The organism is Halalkalibacter flavus, assembly GCF_036663575.1.
Classification (GTDB): domain Bacteria; phylum Bacillota; class Bacilli; order Bacillales; family Bacillaceae_D; genus Halalkalibacter; species Halalkalibacter flavus.
In genome coordinates this window covers 44845-62163 of record NZ_JAWRVK010000024.1, presented here as the reverse complement: position 1 = coordinate 62163, position 17319 = coordinate 44845, and the positions used below count along the sequence as shown (strand labels likewise).

16 protein-coding genes and 1 other annotated feature are annotated in these 17319 nt (G+C 39.1%); all 16 genes read left to right on the top strand.

Translation table 11 applies throughout. The features are described from left to right. The first annotated feature begins 620 nt into the window (after positions 1-620). The 16 genes from SAY88_RS15930 (at position 621) to SAY88_RS15855 (ending at position 17316) form a co-directional block, all read left to right on the top strand. Positions 621-1406 (top strand): VLRF1 family aeRF1-type release factor, encoded by a 786-nt coding sequence (locus tag SAY88_RS15930; protein WP_332632939.1) that lies wholly within the window; start codon positions 621-623, stop codon positions 1404-1406. 299 nt (positions 1407-1705) lie between these two features. Next, positions 1706-2176: a CtsR family transcriptional regulator gene (locus tag SAY88_RS15925; protein ID WP_332632938.1), complete on the top strand. Its 471-nt coding sequence runs from the start codon at positions 1706-1708 to the stop codon at positions 2174-2176. 15 nt (positions 2177-2191) lie between these two features. Beyond that, complete coding sequence (gene mcsA / locus SAY88_RS15920; RefSeq protein ID WP_332632937.1) at positions 2192-2713, top strand: protein-arginine kinase activator protein McsA; 522 nt, start codon at positions 2192-2194, stop codon at positions 2711-2713. A 4-nt stretch (positions 2714-2717) separates the two neighbouring features. Then, positions 2718-3794, top strand: coding sequence for a protein-arginine kinase McsB (gene mcsB / locus SAY88_RS15915; RefSeq protein ID WP_250097984.1), 1077 nt, complete (start codon positions 2718-2720; stop codon positions 3792-3794). A gap of 18 nt (positions 3795-3812) precedes the next feature. Further along, positions 3813-6263: an ATP-dependent protease ATP-binding subunit ClpC gene (gene clpC / locus SAY88_RS15910; RefSeq protein ID WP_332632936.1), complete on the top strand. Its 2451-nt coding sequence runs from the start codon at positions 3813-3815 to the stop codon at positions 6261-6263. A gap of 262 nt (positions 6264-6525) precedes the next feature. Then, positions 6526-7899, top strand: coding sequence for a DNA repair protein RadA (radA, locus tag SAY88_RS15905; protein ID WP_332632935.1), 1374 nt, complete (start codon positions 6526-6528; stop codon positions 7897-7899). Between the two features lie 3 nt (positions 7900-7902). Next, positions 7903-8979 (top strand): DNA integrity scanning diadenylate cyclase DisA, encoded by a 1077-nt coding sequence (gene disA / locus SAY88_RS15900; protein ID WP_332632934.1) that lies wholly within the window; start codon positions 7903-7905, stop codon positions 8977-8979. A gap of 180 nt (positions 8980-9159) precedes the next feature. After that, a complete protein-coding gene (locus tag SAY88_RS15895; protein ID WP_332632933.1) occupies positions 9160-10251 on the top strand; it encodes a PIN/TRAM domain-containing protein in 1092 nt (363 codons plus the stop codon). Positions 10252-10494: 243 nt separating this feature from the next. Further along, positions 10495-11184 (top strand): 2-C-methyl-D-erythritol 4-phosphate cytidylyltransferase, encoded by a 690-nt coding sequence (gene ispD, locus SAY88_RS15890; protein ID WP_332632932.1) that lies wholly within the window; start codon positions 10495-10497, stop codon positions 11182-11184. Then, positions 11181-11657: a 2-C-methyl-D-erythritol 2,4-cyclodiphosphate synthase gene (gene ispF / locus SAY88_RS15885; protein WP_332632931.1), complete on the top strand. Its 477-nt coding sequence runs from the start codon at positions 11181-11183 to the stop codon at positions 11655-11657. Before ispD ends, ispF begins: the two co-directional genes overlap by 4 nt. A 101-nt stretch (positions 11658-11758) precedes the next feature. Then, entirely contained in the window at positions 11759-13219 is a 1461-nt protein-coding gene (gltX, locus tag SAY88_RS15880) for a glutamate--tRNA ligase (RefSeq protein ID WP_332632930.1), read from the top strand. A 1-nt stretch (position 13220) separates the two neighbouring features. Then, positions 13221-13448: a binding site (T-box leader), on the top strand. Positions 13449-13518: 70 nt separating this feature from the next. After that, positions 13519-14178, top strand: a complete 660-nt coding sequence (gene cysE, locus SAY88_RS15875) for a serine O-acetyltransferase (RefSeq protein WP_332632929.1) — start codon at positions 13519-13521, stop codon at positions 14176-14178. Between the two features lie 45 nt (positions 14179-14223). After that, on the top strand, positions 14224-15621 hold the full coding sequence (cysS, locus tag SAY88_RS15870) for a cysteine--tRNA ligase (RefSeq protein WP_332632928.1): 1398 nt from the start codon (positions 14224-14226) through the stop codon (positions 15619-15621). 1 nt (position 15622) lies between these two features. Beyond that, entirely contained in the window at positions 15623-16039 is a 417-nt protein-coding gene (locus SAY88_RS15865; RefSeq protein WP_332632927.1) for a Mini-ribonuclease 3, read from the top strand. A gap of 16 nt (positions 16040-16055) precedes the next feature. Next, positions 16056-16805 (top strand): 23S rRNA (guanosine(2251)-2'-O)-methyltransferase RlmB, encoded by a 750-nt coding sequence (rlmB, locus tag SAY88_RS15860; protein WP_332632926.1) that lies wholly within the window; start codon positions 16056-16058, stop codon positions 16803-16805. 1 nt (position 16806) lies between these two features. Then, positions 16807-17316, top strand: a complete 510-nt coding sequence (locus SAY88_RS15855; protein ID WP_332632941.1) for an NYN domain-containing protein — start codon at positions 16807-16809, stop codon at positions 17314-17316. Positions 17317-17319: the final 3 nt, after the last annotated feature.

The window sequence follows — 17319 nt, the reverse complement described above, 5'->3', positions numbered from 1 at the left end:
ATAGAGTGCTTCTAAGAAAAGCATCATGCCTTCCTTGTAGAAGAAAAGAAGTGAGTCCGAGCTGTTTCTCTTCGTAAAATAACGTGAGAAACGACGAAGAAATAACACCATGCCCAATCACCCCCGTAGAAGAGAAATGGCAAGTCAGGACGTTGCCAGGCGGGCACGCTCTGCATAGAAATAGGAGAGACGGACATACGCTACATAATAGTAGTGCGCCCGAAGGAGCAAAATCATCTTTGAATAAACCGATGGTTGCAACGTGAGTAACCTTCTTGAAATACTCCATGTCACTTCCTGTTAACGCTCCGCATAAAAATTTAAGCGATCGTAATAAGCTATCAATTATCCTTCCAACAGCAAATCAAGGAAAACCGACAGTAACTTGCCAACTTTGGATAGTAAAATCTCCACTTTCGACAGAATATCCTTAAAGTCAGACAGTAGATTCCAAATGAACCATAAAGTTTGAGTTCGACATAAAGCTCCATTACAGCATTCCTTCTCAATCTATTTCTTTCTTATCGACAAGTAACATGTTTAACAAACCCTCTATCAGGTTATAGACCTCTAACGGTAGAGATCCTTCTCTATTACTCAAATTAAAGGAGGACGATAATATGCCACTTGTAAAAGAACTCCGACAATTTAAAAACCAATCTTGCAACGAAGGATACTTAACCATTTACTTAAGCACAGATCAAACAAGCAATAATCAACAAAGAGGAGAATGGAAAATCCGATTGAAAAATGGACTGAAAAAAATAGAAGAATATATCAAAGCAGATAATGAATCAAATATAAAGGCGTATAAACAAGTTAGGAAAAAAGCAACTGAAGCGATTTATGCGATACAAACAGAATTACCTAAGAGCATTGTTTTGATTGCATCACCTAATGGAGATTTCTTATTGAGAAAACTTCAAATCCCTGTAGAAAATAACTTTTATTGGGATAACGAACCAAAGATCGAACAACTTGAGCGACTTAGCAATGAATATCCAACAGAAGGGATACTCTTTGTTCAAAAGGAAAATGTTTTTATGATTGAAACAAGCTTAGGAGAGATAAATATCGAAAGACTATATGATTTGGAAATAGAGAAGGAGGATTGGAAACAATACGACGGAATAGCAGCAAGTGAACGGATGGCTAAACGTGCAAATCACCGAGATAAATATGAACAACGGTTTGAAGCAAATCAACAGCGCGCTTTTAAAGACTTAGCAATCACGATCCAAAAAGAAGCTGATCGAAAGAACTGGTCTACGATTTATTTAGTTGGTGAACGAGGATTAACAACGGAGTTTGAGAAGCAATTAATGTTCCCGACGGTGAAAATAGTAGATAAAAACTATAAAAAATTTTCTTCGAAGGAAATCGTTGGACAAGTACTTGCGTCATAATTAAACGAACTTTAATTAAGGTCAAACATTGTTGAACAATGGCATTGAAAGGGGGGAGAACCCCTTTTTCAGTGTCATTTTTTATAATAGTTCCAACATTGTTCATGATTAATTTTCCTAATAATTGCTAAAAAAATGAGTAAAATAATGCATGTTAATCTAATAATATAAGGTTATCAACTAGATGTGCCTGGTTATACTAGTAGTGAGTTATACATATTGCACTTTTTAAATTGAGCGCATATAATGTTTATAAAGTCAAAGATAGTCAAAGTCAAAAGTTGAAGGGAGGGCAAAGCTTGAGAAATATATCTGACATCATTGAAGACTACTTAAAAGCGACTATTAGAAACAGTGGGGATGATCCGTTGGAAATTAAGCGAAGTGAAATTGCTAAGAAGTTTCAATGTGTCCCTTCACAAATTAATTATGTTATTCAGACGAGGTTTACGTTAGAAAAAGGATATCAAGTTGAAAGTAAAAGAGGTGGCGGAGGGTATATTCGTATAGTGAAAGTTAGTCCCCATGACCATCTTGATCTATTTGACCAAATGATTAAAATCGTTGGAAAAGATATTGATCAACATACAGCAGAGAACATCATTATCCGGTTATTTGAAGAGAAGGCTATAACAAAAAGAGAAGCAAATTTAATGATCAGTGTAATGGATCGAACGTTATATAATGCAAATATTAATCATCGGGATGAAGTACGAGCAAACATTTTAATTGCGATGCTTGAAACATTAAAATATAAAGAATTGTCATAGGGGGGAGGAAATTTCATGCTTTGTCAGGAATGTAATAAAAGGAAAGCGAGTTTGCACTTTGCCAAAATTATAAATGGTGAAAAGACTGAGTTTCACATTTGTGAACAATGCGCAAAGGAAAAAGGAGAATACTTCCCAGGTGGAAATAGTTTCTCTATTCATCAGCTATTATCAGGTTTGTTACATTTTGAACAACCTGTAAAAGCAGAGGCGCAGGAAATAAAGCCATCTTGTGAGAAGTGCGGGATGACGTATGAACAATTTACTAAAGTTGGAAGGTTTGGCTGCGCAAATTGTTATAAGAGCTTTGAGACTAAGTTGGATCCTATCTTAAAACGGGTACACAGCGGCAATTATGCCCATGCTGGAAAGCTTCCAGAAAGAATTGGTGGAGGGATTCAATTACAACGTCAGATTGAATCATTAAAAACCGAGTTGAAAAGCTTAATTGACCAAGAAGAGTTTGAAAAAGCTGCTGAGCTGAGAGATGAAATTCGGTTGTTAGAAAAACAAAAGAATGAGCAAAAGGAGGGCTGATTTGATGTCACTCCAACAATTTATTTCAGAAGCATTAAGTCCTTGGATGAAAAAAGATGGTCCAGATTCGGATATTGTCCTCAGTAGCCGAATAAGATTAGCTAGAAACCTTGAAGAATATAAATTTCCTTTACTTGCGTCAATGGAAGAATCTTATGCGACTGCAAAACATATCGGAGAGGCATTAACTCAGGAAGAGTACAGTCAAATTGGTTCTCTTGAGATTTTACGAATTGACGACATGAAAGCCAATGAAAAGCGAGTACTTGTTGAAAAACATTTAATCAGTCCTAATTTAGCAGATCAGTCAAAACATGGAGCAGTCCTACTTGATAAAGATGAAGCTGTAAGCATCATGGTTAATGAGGAGGACCATATTCGGATCCAATGTTTGCTTCCTGGTTTTCAATTAGGGAATGGGTTAGAGATAGCCAATCAAATTGATGATTGGATTGAGCAACGTTTAACGTATGCCTTTGATGAGAAAAGAGGTTATTTAACAAGTTGCCCAACAAATGTTGGGACAGGTTTGCGAGCTTCTGTTATGATGCACTTGCCGGCACTTGCTATGACTCAGCAATTAAATCGAATTTTACCTGCAATTAATCAATTAGGATTAGTTGTTAGAGGAATTTATGGGGAAGGTAGCGAAGCTTTAGGTAACTTGTTTCAAATCTCTAATCAGCTCACTCTTGGAAAATCAGAAGAAGATATTGTTGAAGATCTACGTGGGGTAGTCTTGCAGCTAATTCAACAGGAACGATCAGCTAGAGAAAGTCTTTTGGATCAATCGAGATTACAGCTTGAGGATCGAGTACATCGTTCATTTGGTATTTTAGCTCATAGTCGAATGATTGAATCAAAAGAAGCGACGCAACGTTTGTCAAACGTTAGGTTGGGGATTGATTTAGGTTTGATTAAGGGTCTATCAGGGAACATCTTAAATGAACTAATGATTTTGACTCAGCCAGGGTTTCTTCAACAATATGCTGGCGAAGTGTTATCCCCTGAACAGCGTGATGAAAGAAGAGCTACGCTGATTAGGGAAAGGTTAAAATTAGAGGAAGAAACGAACGAATAATCATGGAGGTGGACGTCAATGATGTTTGGACGTTTTACAGAGCGCGCACAGAAGGTATTAGCACTAGCACAAGAAGAAGCAGTGAGGTTGGGACATAACAATATCGGAACCGAGCATATCTTACTTGGTCTTATTCGTGAAGGGGAAGGAATTGCTGCTAAGGCTCTTCAAGCTCTTGGGTTAGGATCTGAAAAGATTCAAAAGGAAGTAGAGTCGTTAATTGGAAAAGGACAAGAAGGATCTAAGACGATTCACTATACTCCAAGAGCGAAAAAAGTCATTGAACTTTCGATGGATGAAGCACGGAAACTAGGGCACTCTTATGTTGGAACCGAGCATATTTTACTTGGCCTTATTCGAGAAGGAGAAGGTGTTGCGGCTCGTGTTTTAAATAACTTAGGGGTGAGTTTAAATAAAGCTCGTCAACAAGTGTTGCAATTACTTGGGAGCAATGAAGTTGGGAACTCTTCTGGCCAAAGTACAGGGGCAACAAATGCAAACACTCCAACACTTGATAGTCTAGCACGTGATTTAACAGCGGTAGCAAGAGAAGAGTCACTTGACCCTGTTATTGGGCGTAGCAAAGAGATTGAAAGAGTTATTCAAGTGTTAAGTCGTCGTACAAAAAATAACCCTGTCTTAATTGGGGAGCCAGGTGTAGGTAAGACAGCTATTGCTGAAGGATTAGCACAAGCAATTATCGCTAATGAAGTGCCAGAAACACTTCGTAACAAGCGGGTGATGACACTTGATATGGGAACGGTTGTAGCTGGTACAAAATACCGTGGTGAATTCGAAGACCGTTTGAAAAAGGTAATGGATGAAATTCGTCAAGCCGGAAATGTCATCTTGTTCATTGATGAGCTTCACACATTAATCGGTGCAGGAGGAGCAGAAGGTGCAATTGACGCTTCAAATATATTAAAACCGTCCCTTGCCCGTGGAGAACTTCAATGTATTGGAGCAACAACACTTGATGAGTATCGTAAATATATTGAGAAAGATGCTGCACTTGAGCGTCGTTTCCAACCGATTCAAGTAAATGAGCCAACACTTGATGAATCAGAGCAAATTTTAAAAGGGCTTCGTGACCGTTACGAGGCACATCACCGTGTAACAATTACAGATGATGCGATTGAAGCAGCAGTTAAATTATCTGATCGCTACATCTCAGATCGTTTCCTTCCAGACAAAGCAATTGATTTGATTGATGAAGCTGGTTCAAAGGTTCGTCTGAAGTCATATACAGCACCACCTAACTTGAAAGAGCTTGAGCAACGTCTTGACGAAACGAGAAAAGAAAAAGATGCCGCTGTTCAAAGTCAAGAATTTGAAAAGGCTGCTTCTTTACGTGATTCAGAGCAACGTTTACGTGAAGAATTAGAAGAAATGAAGAATGAGTGGAAGAAAAAGCAAGGCCAAGAAGATACAGAGGTAACAGCTGAAGACATTGCACAAGTTGTAGCAAGCTGGACTGGAATTCCTGTATCGAAATTAGCAGAAGAAGAGACGGATCGCTTACTTAAGATGGAGTCGATTCTACATGAACGAGTTATTGGTCAGGAAGAAGCAGTTAAATCGATCTCTAAAGCTGTGCGCCGTGCACGGGCAGGACTGAAAGATCCTAAGCGTCCAATTGGTTCCTTCATTTTCTTAGGACCAACGGGGGTTGGTAAAACAGAGCTAGCAAGGGCTGTTGCTGAAACATTATTCGGCGATGAGGATTCTGTTATTCGTATTGATATGTCTGAGTACATGGAAAAGCATACGACAAGCCGACTAGTTGGTTCTCCTCCAGGGTACGTTGGACATGATGATGGAGGTCAATTAACTGAAAAAGTTCGTCGTAAGCCATACTCTGTTATTTTACTAGATGAAATAGAAAAAGCTCACCCTGAAGTGTTCAATATCCTGCTTCAAGTACTAGAAGATGGCCGCTTAACGGATTCAAAAGGAAGAACGGTTGATTTCCGTAATACGGCGATTATTATGACATCAAACGTTGGAGCTAGCGAATTAAAACGAAGCAAGTTCTTAGGGTTTGCAACAGAAGGTGAAGGTCAGGAATATAAAGATATGAAAGGCAAAGTAATGGATGAGCTTAAGCGTAGCTTCCGTCCAGAATTCCTTAACCGTATTGATGAACTAATTGTCTTCCACTCACTTGAGAAGAAGCATATCCGTGAAATTATTACATTAATGGCTGCACAATTGAAAACTCGTTTACAAGAACAAGGCATAGATTTTGAGCTTACTGAAGCAGCAAAAGATAAGATTACAGACCTTGGCTATGATCCTGAATATGGTGCGCGTCCATTACGCCGTGCATTGCAAAAGCAAGTTGAGGACCGTTTATCTGAAGAGCTATTAAAAGGTACAATATCTAAAGGCCAAAAAGCTATTATTGATGTAAAAGATGATGAGCTTTTTGTCCAAACATCTGAAACACGTGAAAATTTACAAGTATAAAATTAATTTTGCTGCATAAATCGTAGGCTCTGATTGAAGAAAAGCCGGGGGAGAGTCATAATCCCTCGGCTTTTCACCATATAATAGATTTATAAGACTGTTTAACAAAGGTGATACAATTTAATTGGTGTAAGAAAACTTTTCATCGCACCGATAATGAATATAGGAGTTATTCCTTATAGCTTTAATGAAAAACGCATAAGAAAACTTTTTTCTTCTACTCTGTTACAATAGACGTAATAGGTAGAAGGGAGAAAGAAGCATGGCAAAGAAGAAAACAAAGTTCGTCTGTCAAGAGTGTGGATATGAATCAGCAAAATGGATGGGCAAGTGCCCGGGTTGTCAAAGCTGGAACACAATGATTGAAGAATTTGAGCCAAGTGCTAAACAAGCGAGTCGAAGCTATGTTACATCTGCAACAACTGGATCAAAGCCACAATCGATCATTTCGGTAAAAAGTGAAACAGAAGAAAGAATCAGCACAACAATGATGGAACTCGATCGGGTACTTGGTGGAGGAATTGTTCCGGGTTCGCTTGTGCTTGTAGGTGGAGATCCTGGAATTGGAAAGTCAACGCTTTTGCTACAACTTTCCTCTAAATTAGCAGAAACGAAGCACAAGGTTTTATATATTTCTGGGGAAGAGTCAGTAAAACAGACGAAATTACGTTCGGAGCGGCTAGGTGTTTCTTCTGGAGATTTATACGTTTTGGCCGAGACCGATATCTCCTTTATAGAACGTGCGATAGATGAAGTGAAACCAACACTAGTTATTATTGACTCTATTCAAACAGTCTACCAAGAAGATATTACGTCTGCACCAGGGAGTGTGGCGCAAGTTAGAGAATGTACGGCTGCCTTTATGAGAATTGCCAAAACAAGGGGAATTGCTATTTTTATTGTAGGGCATGTTACAAAACAAGGATCAATAGCAGGACCGAAATTGTTAGAACATATGGTTGATTCGGTTCTATACTTTGAGGGAGAACGCCACCATACGTATCGTATTTTACGGGCCGTGAAGAATCGTTTCGGTTCAACGAATGAAATGGGTATATTTGAAATGAAAGAAACTGGACTAGAAGAAGTTCTTAACCCTTCTGAGATTTTTTTAGAAGAACGGTCTCAAGGAGCAGCCGGATCAATTGTTGTTGCTTCCATGGAAGGAACGCGGCCTGTTCTCGTAGAATTACAAGCACTTATATCACCGACAAGCTTTGGAAACCCAAGACGAATGGCTACTGGAGTTGACCATAACCGGGTATCGCTGTTGATGGCTGTACTTGAAAAAAGAGTAGGGCTATTACTACAAAATCAGGATGCTTATTTAAATGTTGCTGGCGGGATTCGGTTAGATGAACCTGCAATTGACTTGGCTATTGCCCTTAGCATTGCTTCAAGCTTCCGTAATCAAATAACGAGTCCTACAGATGTTGCTATTGGTGAAGTAGGATTAACGGGAGAAATTAGGCGTGTTTCGCGAATTGACCAAAGGGTGAATGAGGCAGCCAAATTGGGATTTAAGCGGGCAATCATTCCAGAGAAGAATCTAGGGGGCTGGACGTACCCAAAGGACATTGATGTCATTGGAGTACCAACATTAGAAAGAGCGTTAGAGGTCGGCTTAGGAGGTTAGTAAATGAATGAGGGGAAAAAGCGGCAAGCTTTTATCCAAAACGTACTGAAGTTAGTTGCGCCTGGAACGGATTTACGAGCAGGAATTGATAATGTTCTTCGTGCAAAAACGGGAGGTTTGATTGTCATTGGCTATGACAATGCAATGATTCCGATTGTAGACGGTGGCTTTTTTATCAATTGTGACTTTTCCCCGGCCTACCTTTACGAACTGGCAAAAATGGACGGGGCCATCATTTTAAGTGAGGATGGAAAACGAATTTTATATGCTAATACGCAACTAGTACCAAACAATGGCATTACATCAAATGAAACGGGTATACGACACCGTACAGCTGAACGGGTTGCTAAACAAACAGGTAACTTAGTGATTTCGATTTCACAACGGCGGAATGTGATAACCCTCTATCAGGGAGATCATCGCTATTCTTTAAAGGATATTGGGGTTATTTTGACCAAGGCCAATCAAGCAATTCAGACGCTTGAAAAATATAAAGTTGTTCTAGATCAGGGGATCACCAATTTAGGGGCACTTGAATTTGAACAACTCGTTACCCTCCATGAAGTGACACAAGTCATTCACAGGGTACAGATGGTTTTAAGAATAAAAAGTGAGATACTAAATTATATTAACGAGCTCGGAAATGAAGGTCGACTCATTACGATGCAGTTAAATGAACTAGTAGCAAATACAGAAAAAGAAGCCATTCATTTGATAAAAGATTATATGAAAAACGATAGTCAAAACCCAAAAGAAATTTTAAAAGAACTAACGAAGTTCCAAACGGAAGAATTATTTGATGAACAAGAAATTGTGAAGACACTTGGTTATAGCAAAAGTATTAATATTCAAGAGCAAGCTGTTTCACCAAGAGGCTATCGGATCTTACACCGTATACCGAGACTGCCATCAATCATTATAGAAAATCTAATTGAAAAATATGAGAACTTGACCAATATCATGTTTGCAAGTATTAATGAATTAGACGAAGTGGAAGGAATTGGTGAACCGAGGGCTAAGATGATTAAAGATGGATTAAATCGTATTCAAGAACAATTGTTTGTAGATCGACATATTTAAGCACGACTTGACAATATAACGCCTTAACTGTATAATGATAAGTTTTCAGAATTGACAAACAATTAGGTGTTTGTTACGTTTAAGGGAGTATGGAAGAATTTTGAGAATTTATGTGAAATACAGTTTGATAGGTTTCAAACCAGCAATCTTGTCTATAATAATAAAAGGAGGTGAATATGGATGTTAAAGCGAATTGTACAGCTTTTCTTCGTTCTAGTTGGAGGCACTTTGGGTTTTATCTTCATTCCAGAACTTATCCATATATTAAATTTTGGCGAAGTCCCTGTTTGGGTTACAAGTTCTTATGCTGGTGCAGTGTTCGGTGCTATTATTTTCTTTTTTGCTACGTTTTGGCTGGCTGACTATATCGTGAATCTTATGAAGCTTTTAGAGGAAGCGATTGTGCGGGCTCCAGTCACAGATGTTTTGTTTGGTACGATGGGATTAATTGTTGGTCTAATTGTTGCTTATTTAATTGGTATTCCATTAAACGCCATCAACATACCGATTGTAAGTACAGTCCTTCCAATTTTTGTCACGATTTTCGTTGGGTATTTTGGATTCCAAATTGGCTTCAAAAAACGAGATGAGCTTATTAATTTGTTTACATTAACAAGAAATTTAGGCAAGAAAAAAGAAGAAGAAGTTGATGTTTCCGTTGGGAAGCAATTAAAAATATTAGACACAAGTGTTATTATTGATGGACGGATTGCAGACATTTGCAAAACCGGTTTCTTAGAAGGAACACTTGTTATTCCTGGGTTTGTGTTAGAAGAATTACAACATATAGCCGATTCTTCTGACGTATTAAAACGCAATCGAGGACGTCGTGGACTAGATATATTAAATAAAATCCAAAAAGAACTACCGATTAATGTCGAGATCTACGAAGGTGACTTTGAAGATATTTCTGAGGTGGATAGCAAATTAGTGAAGTTAGCTAAAGTTTCTTCAGGAATGGTTGTAACAAATGACTTTAATTTAAATAAAGTATGTGAGTTGCAAGGAGTTGCTGTATTAAATATTAATGATTTAGCAAATGCAGTAAAGCCGGTAGTCTTGCCTGGTGAGGAGCTAAAAGTTCAAGTTATAAAAGATGGTAAAGAACAACATCAAGGTGTCGCCTATCTTGACGATGGCACGATGATTGTCGTAGAGGGTGGACGTGACTATATTGGAAAGCAAATTGATGTAGTCGTTACAAGTGTGCTGCAAACGAGCGCGGGCCGAATGATTTTTGCCAAGCCTAAATTGCTAGAGAAAGCTCTTTAAAGATTGTTACACGAGAACAGAAAAGAATGAATTTCATAAGCGCTATGCTCTTAATAGAGGATAGCGTTTTTCTTTTTCGCCGGTTATGTACAAGCTATACTAAAACAAACATATGCAATTAAATGGGAGATCATGCTAAAATAAATATCGGTTTAAAAAAGTAATGCCGATATGAGCCGTAAAGATCATTTGATAGGTATAATTAATGATTATTATATATTGCTTTTGATAGGAGAGAATGAAATGGAGTATCGTGTTGTCATCCCTGCGGCTGGACAAGGGAAAAGAATGAAGGCAGGCAAAAATAAGCAATTCCTTAAATTAAGAGGAGAACCGCTTATTGTACATACTATCCGCTTGTTTCAGGAAGATCCGTGGTGCGAACGGGTGATCCTTGTAGCGAATCCCGAAGAGCTTGAACTCATGAATGAGTTAGCTAAGAAACACTCCCTATCGAAAGTAACAGTAGTTGAAGGTGGAAAAGAACGTCAGCATAGTGTGAGAAAAGGAATTAACTCTATTGAGGGAGATATGATTGTTTTGGTCCATGATGGGGCAAGACCTTTTGTTACTAGGGATGTCATTCATTCTCTAGTACAAAAAGCTGCTGAGATGGGTGCTGTTACAGCAGCCGTACCAGTTAAAGAGACAATTAAACGGGTCATCTCCAAAAGAGTTGTGAATACATTGAAGCGTGATGAGCTATGGACAATTCAAACGCCACAAGCGTTTCAATTAAAGTTAGTAAAAGAAGCACATGAAAAGGCACAAGCTGCTCACATGCTCGGAACCGATGATGCGAGTCTAGTTGAATGGTTAGGGCATGAGGTCGCAATTGTTGAAGGTGATTATCAAAACATTAAGTTAACGACCCCAGATGATCTGTTATTTGCAGAAGCGATTATGAAGGAAAGGGAGATGAGAAAGTCATGAGAATTGGACAAGGGTTTGATGTTCATCAGTTAGTAGAAGGAAGACCACTTATTCTAGGAGGGATTACGATTCCCTACGAATTAGGTCTCCTTGGACATTCTGATGCAGATGTACTTTTGCATACAGTTGCAGACGCAGCACTAGGCGCAATTGGTGAAGGAGATATTGGTAAGCATTTTCCTGATACAGACAACGCGTTCAAAGATGCTGACTCTGCCAAACTTCTTACACATGTTTGGGAACTTGTGAAGGGAAAAGGATACAAATTAGGGAATATTGATTGTACAATTATAGCGCAAAAGCCGAAAATGGCTCCTCACATCGAAACGATGCGAGCTAGAATTGCTGAACTGTTAGAAGCGGATGTCAGTCAAGTAAACGTAAAAGCAACGACTACAGAAAAATTAGGCTTTACAGGGAGAGGCGAAGGAATTGCTTCACAGGCAACGATTCTTTTAGTCGAGCAGTCATAAAAAAAGCATAAGTTGACCAAAGTAGTGATATAGTGATATAGGTAATTAACATAAGCATGTTAATATGCATAATAGGATGATAGAAATGGAAGGTGTTTATTATGGGAAGTGACGTTCGCGTTCGTTTTGCTCCTAGTCCAACTGGACATTTACATATTGGTGGTGCTCGTTCTGCCTTATTTAATTATTTGTTTGCGAAAAGTCAGGGTGGGAAATTTATTTTACGTATTGAAGATACCGATCAAGCTCGGAATGTCGATCAAGCAAAAGAGAAACTATTAGATAGTTTGAAATGGCTCGGAATGGATTGGGATGAGAGTATCGATGTAGGTGGAGAGTATGGCCCGTATAGTTGTATGGAGCGTGTTGGGTTGTACAAAGAATATCTTGACCACCTTCTTAAAGAGGGGAAAGCATACTATTGTTATATGACGGAGGAAGAGTTAGAGGCAGAGCGTGAAGAGCAAAAAGCACGTGGTGAGTTACCTAAATATAGTGGCCGTGATCGAGACTTAACCGAAGAGCAACGTAAAGAATATGAAGAGAAAGGTCTTAAACCGGTTGTGCGTTTCCGTGTACCAGAAGGAAAGCTTATTCAAATTCAAGATGCTGTTCGAGGCGATGTAACGTTTGAATCGGACGGCATTGGGGATTTTGTTATTGCGCGTAAGGATGGCATTCCAATGTATAACTTTGCCGTTGTGATCGATGACCATCTAATGAAAATTTCTCATGTCATTCGTGGAGAAGAGCATTTATCAAATACACCTAGACAAGTATTGCTTTATGAAGCATTCGGATGGGATGTGCCAAAATTTGCTCATGCATCATTAATCTTAAATCCGGACCGTCAAAAAATGAGTAAGCGAGATGAGTCGATTATTCAATTTGTTGAGCAATATAAAGAACTTGGCTACATGCCAGAAGCAATCGTTAATTTCCTTGCATTATTAGGCTGGTCTCCTGTTGGGGAAGAGGAGATTTTCTCAGTAAAAGAGCTAGGAGAACAATTTACATTAGATCGAGTGGCAAAAGCTCCTGCTGTTTTTGATACAGACAAACTAGCTTGGATGAATAATCAATACATTAAAAATGCTGAAATTGATAAGGTCGTTGAACTTGCGTTGCCACACTTAGTCAAAGCTGGAAAGCTGCCAAAAGACATGACAGACGAACAAAAAGACTGGGCTAAGCGTTTAATTGCTCTATATCAAGAGCAAATGCATTATGGTGCTGAGATCGTTGAGTTAACAGAACTTTTCTTTAAAACAGAAATTGGGTATAATGAGGAAGCACAAACGGTTTTAGATGAAGAGCAAGTTCCTGAAGTGTTAGCTCAATTAATAAAAGAGCTAGAAACGATTGAAGAGTTTACGGCTAATAACATTAAGGCTGCTATGAAAGCAACTCAAAAAGCTACAGGTCATAAAGGTAAGAAACTATTTATGCCGATCCGTGTAGCAACGACAGGGCAAACTCATGGCCGTGACTTACCTGAATCAATGGAGCTTATAGGAAAAGATGTTGTCAATGCACGAATTAAGAGCTTATTAAATAAATAATGTTACCGTGTTGAGAGGGAAAAGTAGAAGTGAGCCATTCCTTGCAGAGAGGACCATCAATGGCTGAGAGTGGTTTAGGGATCTCGCTTTGAACATGCACCCTTGAGTCTCTTTTTGAACGATTCCATTCTAAGTAGGAAAGAGCGAGTTGCTTCGTTACAAGCTAGTAAAGATGAGTAGGCATTGCCTTCTCTAAGCAGAGTGGAACCGCGCATAAAGCGCCTCTGTGCATCTAAGATGCACAGAGGCGCTTTTTATTTGCTAAGCGTAGCAGGTTCCCTAAAAGGGGATGAGAACACATGGGGAAAAAATTTCGCACTCTATTAAATGATGTAGACGTTGTATTTGATCAAGACCCTGCCGCGAGGAGTCGACTTGAAGTGATTTTTACGTACTCGGGTGTTCATGCAATATGGGCACATCGCGTGGCACACTGGCTTTGGAAAAGGAAAATGTACTTCTTAGCTAGATCCATTTCACAAATTAGTCGTTTTTTTACGGGGATTGAAATCCATCCTGGTGCAGTGATTGGTCAACGCTTGTTTATTGACCATGGAATGGGAGTGGTTATCGGAGAAACGTGTGAAATTGGAAATAATGTCACGATCTATCAAGGGGTCACTCTCGGAGGGACAGGAAAAGAAAAAGGGAAGCGTCATCCAACAGTAGAGGATGGTGTCTTGATTGCATCAGGGGCAAAAATACTAGGTTCGTTTACAATTGGAGAAAATGCGCGTATAGGTGCTGGTTCCGTTGTATTAAAAGAAGTTCCAGCTAATTCTACCGTTGTTGGCATTCCAGGTAAAATTGTCATCCAAGACGGAGTGAAGGTTGAACATGGACTGAATCACCATCTTTTGCCGGATCCAATTGCTGATAAATTAAAAGAATTAGAAGAAGAAATAAAAGCATTAAAAGAAGAACGAGAGCAATTGTTAAGGTCATCAACAAGAGATTAGCTATTTGCATACTGTAATAGAAATAAGAAAGAGGGAGTAGATCCAATGTCTATTCATGTTTATAACAGCTTAACAAAAAAGAAAGAACCGTTTATTCCCATTGAAGAAGGGAAAGTAAAGATGTATGTGTGCGGACCGACCGTATATAACTACATTCATATTGGAAATGCGCGACCGCCAATTGTGTATGATATGGTTAGAAAATATTTAGAATACCGTGGGTATGATGTCACGTTTATTTCAAATTTCACAGATGTTGACGATAAAATTATTCGTGCAGCAAGTGAGCTAGGTGAAGATGTATTTCAAGTCGCAAACCGGTTTATTGAAGCGTATCACCAAGATACATGTGCACTTGGTGTAAAAAAGGCTGACATTCACCCTCGTGTTACAGAAACAATTCCAGAAATTATCTCATTCATTGATGCGTTAGTTCAAAAGGGATTTGCATATGAATCAAGTGGTGATGTGTACTTTAGAACGAGAAAATTTAAGGACTATGGTAAATTATCCTCTCAATCGATTGATGACTTACGATCTGGAGCTCGTATTGAAGTTGATGAAAGAAAAGAAGATGCTCTTGACTTTGTGCTTTGGAAGGCGGCAAAAGAGGGTGAAGTCTCATGGAAGAGTCCTTGGGGAGAGGGAAGACCAGGATGGCACATTGAATGTTCTGCTATGGTCAAAAAATATTTAGGTGACACAATCGATATTCACGCAGGTGGGCAAGATTTATCTTTCCCTCATCATGAAAATGAAATTGCTCAATCGGAAGCATTAACAGAAAAACCAATGGCAAATTATTGGCTTCATAACGGTTTTATTAACATAGATAATGAAAAAATGTCGAAATCACTCGGAAATTTTGTTTTGGCAAAAGATATAATTCGACAACATTCAGCAGAAGTCGTACGTTTCTTCATGTTGACGGCTCATTATCGCAGCCCGATTAACTTTAGTGATGAGTTATTAGAGGGGGCAAAAAGTGGACTTGAGCGATTGAGGACAGCTGTGTCTAGTTTAGAACATAGGTTAGAAGAATCAGCTGGCTTTGGTGAAAAGGGAGATTGGCTAGAGCGAATCCATGCTTTAAAGGATCGGTTTATTCAGGAGATGGATGATGACTTTAATAGTGCTAATGGAATTTCTGTTCTCTTTGATTTGGCAAAGGAAGCAAATCGTTACCTTCGTGAGGAGAAAACATCAAAAGAAATATTAGAAGCATTTTTGCAGCAATTTGCGGAGTTCGCCAATGTACTAGGTCTTACCCTACACTCACAAAAAGAGTTGCTGGATGCTGATATTGAAGAGTTAATAGAAAAGCGTAATGAAGCACGTAAACAAAAGGACTTTGCCCTTGCCGATCAAATTCGTGATGAGTTAAAAGAACAAGGGATTGTGCTAGAGGATACAGCGCAAGGTGTTCGCTGGAAACGAGGCTAGTATGAAGATTATTGAAGCAAAGACAGACCTGAAACAGCTCAATGCGCTCGCACTTGCTTACATGGGAGATTCGGTGCTCGATATGTATGTACGCTACTATTTAATTGCACAAGGAAACGTTAGACCGCACCGACTTCATGTTGAAGCAACAAAATACGTATCGGCTAAGTCACAAGCATATATTATGGGGAGGCTATTAGAAGAAGAGTTTTTATCTGAAGATGAAGTTGCTGTGTTTAAACGTGGACGCAATGCCAAATCAGGCTCGATACCTAAAAACACAGATTTAAACACATATCGTTATTCAACTGGGTTTGAAGCGATGTTAGGCTATCATTACTTTCAGGGCGAGCATGATCGTCTTGATGAAATCATTAAAAAAGCTGTTGAAGTTGTTGAAGCAAGATCACGGTTATAGAAAGGAGGATAATAAGATGAGTCAAGAATTTATTGTAGGTAAGAACCCTATTATTGAAGCTTTGAAAGCAGGGCATTCGATCAATAAAATTTGGATTGCTGAAGGTTCCCAGAAAGGACAAATGACCAAGGTAGTGCAGCTTGCTAAGGAAAATGGCGTATTGATTCAACATGCTCCAAAAAAGAAATTAGCTCAACTTGTTGACACTGATAATCATCAAGGAGTGGTGGCATCCATTGCTGCCTATGAGTACGCAGAGATGGAGGATTTATTTCAAGCGGCAGAAAAGTGCGGGGAGGAACCATTTTTCTTACTATTAGATGAAGTAGAAGATCCGCATAATCTAGGATCAATTTTACGTACAGCAGATGCTGTTGGTGCTCATGGGGTTATTATTCCAAAACGCAGAGCAGTAGGGCTAACGCAAACGGTGGCGAAATCCTCAACGGGGGCAATTGAATATGTTCCCGTTGTACGTGTGACGAACTTAGCAAGAACGATGGATGACTTAAAGAAGCGCGGTCTCTGGTTTGCTGGGACAGATGCAAAAGGAACAGCTGATTACCGCCAAGCGTCATTTGATATGCCGATTGGCCTTGTCATTGGAAGTGAAGGGAAGGGAATAAGTCGTTTAGTTAAAGAGAAATGCGATTTTCTAATTCGGATTCCTATGGTTGGCCATGTTACATCGTTAAATGCTTCAGTTGCAGCTAGTTTACTTATGTATGAAGTGTACCGGAGACGTCATGAAGTAGGCAGTGAGTAGAATGAAAGATATTTTGCTCGTCGATGGCTATAACATGATTGGGGCCTGGCCAGAGCTTCGCGAGTTAAAAGACAAAGACCTTGGTTTAGCACGAGATCGCCTTGTAGAAATGATGGCTGAGTATCAAGCGTACACAGGTTATCAGGTGAAGGTGATCTTTGATGCACACATGGTTCAGGGGATAGGTAAAAGCTATAAGAACCACCGGATTGATGTATTATATACCCGTAAAAATGAGACAGCCGACGAACGAATCGAAAAGCTGGTTCTTGAATTAAAGCGAATCGATACAACGATTCATGTTGCTACCTCTGATATGGCAGAGCAATCGATGATCTTTGGGAGTGGAGCTTTGCGTAAGTCTGCCAGGGAATTATTAATGGAAATTGAAACTACAGAAAAAGGAATCGACAAAGAAGTCCAAAATACGCAAAAAAAGAAAAATTCGACAAAAATCCCGCTTAGTAAAGAAGTTGCTGAAATTTTTGAAAAATGGCGTCGACAGCGCTGATAC

Excerpts from the sequence above, each read along its gene's own strand:
- SAY88_RS15895 (WP_332632933.1), top strand. The coding sequence starts at position 9,160 with ATGTTAAAGCGAATTGTACAGCTTTTCTTCGTTCTAGTTGGAGGCACT.
- ispF (WP_332632931.1), top strand. The coding sequence starts at position 11,181 with ATGAGAATTGGACAAGGGTTTGATGTTCATCAGTTAGTAGAAGGAAGA.
- SAY88_RS15855 (WP_332632941.1), top strand. The coding sequence starts at position 16,807 with ATGAAAGATATTTTGCTCGTCGATGGCTATAACATGATTGGGGCCTGG.
- disA (WP_332632934.1), top strand. The coding sequence starts at position 7,903 with ATGAATGAGGGGAAAAAGCGGCAAGCTTTTATCCAAAACGTACTGAAG.
- mcsB (WP_250097984.1), top strand. The coding sequence starts at position 2,718 with ATGTCACTCCAACAATTTATTTCAGAAGCATTAAGTCCTTGGATGAAA.
- mcsA (WP_332632937.1), top strand. The coding sequence starts at position 2,192 with ATGCTTTGTCAGGAATGTAATAAAAGGAAAGCGAGTTTGCACTTTGCC.
- cysE (WP_332632929.1), top strand. The coding sequence starts at position 13,519 with ATGGGGAAAAAATTTCGCACTCTATTAAATGATGTAGACGTTGTATTT.
- SAY88_RS15865 (WP_332632927.1), top strand. The coding sequence starts at position 15,623 with ATGAAGATTATTGAAGCAAAGACAGACCTGAAACAGCTCAATGCGCTC.
- ispD (WP_332632932.1), top strand. The coding sequence starts at position 10,495 with ATGGAGTATCGTGTTGTCATCCCTGCGGCTGGACAAGGGAAAAGAATG.
- cysS (WP_332632928.1), top strand. The coding sequence starts at position 14,224 with ATGTCTATTCATGTTTATAACAGCTTAACAAAAAAGAAAGAACCGTTT.
- SAY88_RS15930 (WP_332632939.1), top strand. The coding sequence starts at position 621 with ATGCCACTTGTAAAAGAACTCCGACAATTTAAAAACCAATCTTGCAAC.
- radA (WP_332632935.1), top strand. The coding sequence starts at position 6,526 with ATGGCAAAGAAGAAAACAAAGTTCGTCTGTCAAGAGTGTGGATATGAA.
- rlmB (WP_332632926.1), top strand. The coding sequence starts at position 16,056 with ATGAGTCAAGAATTTATTGTAGGTAAGAACCCTATTATTGAAGCTTTG.
- clpC (WP_332632936.1), top strand. The coding sequence starts at position 3,813 with ATGATGTTTGGACGTTTTACAGAGCGCGCACAGAAGGTATTAGCACTA.
- gltX (WP_332632930.1), top strand. The coding sequence starts at position 11,759 with ATGGGAAGTGACGTTCGCGTTCGTTTTGCTCCTAGTCCAACTGGACAT.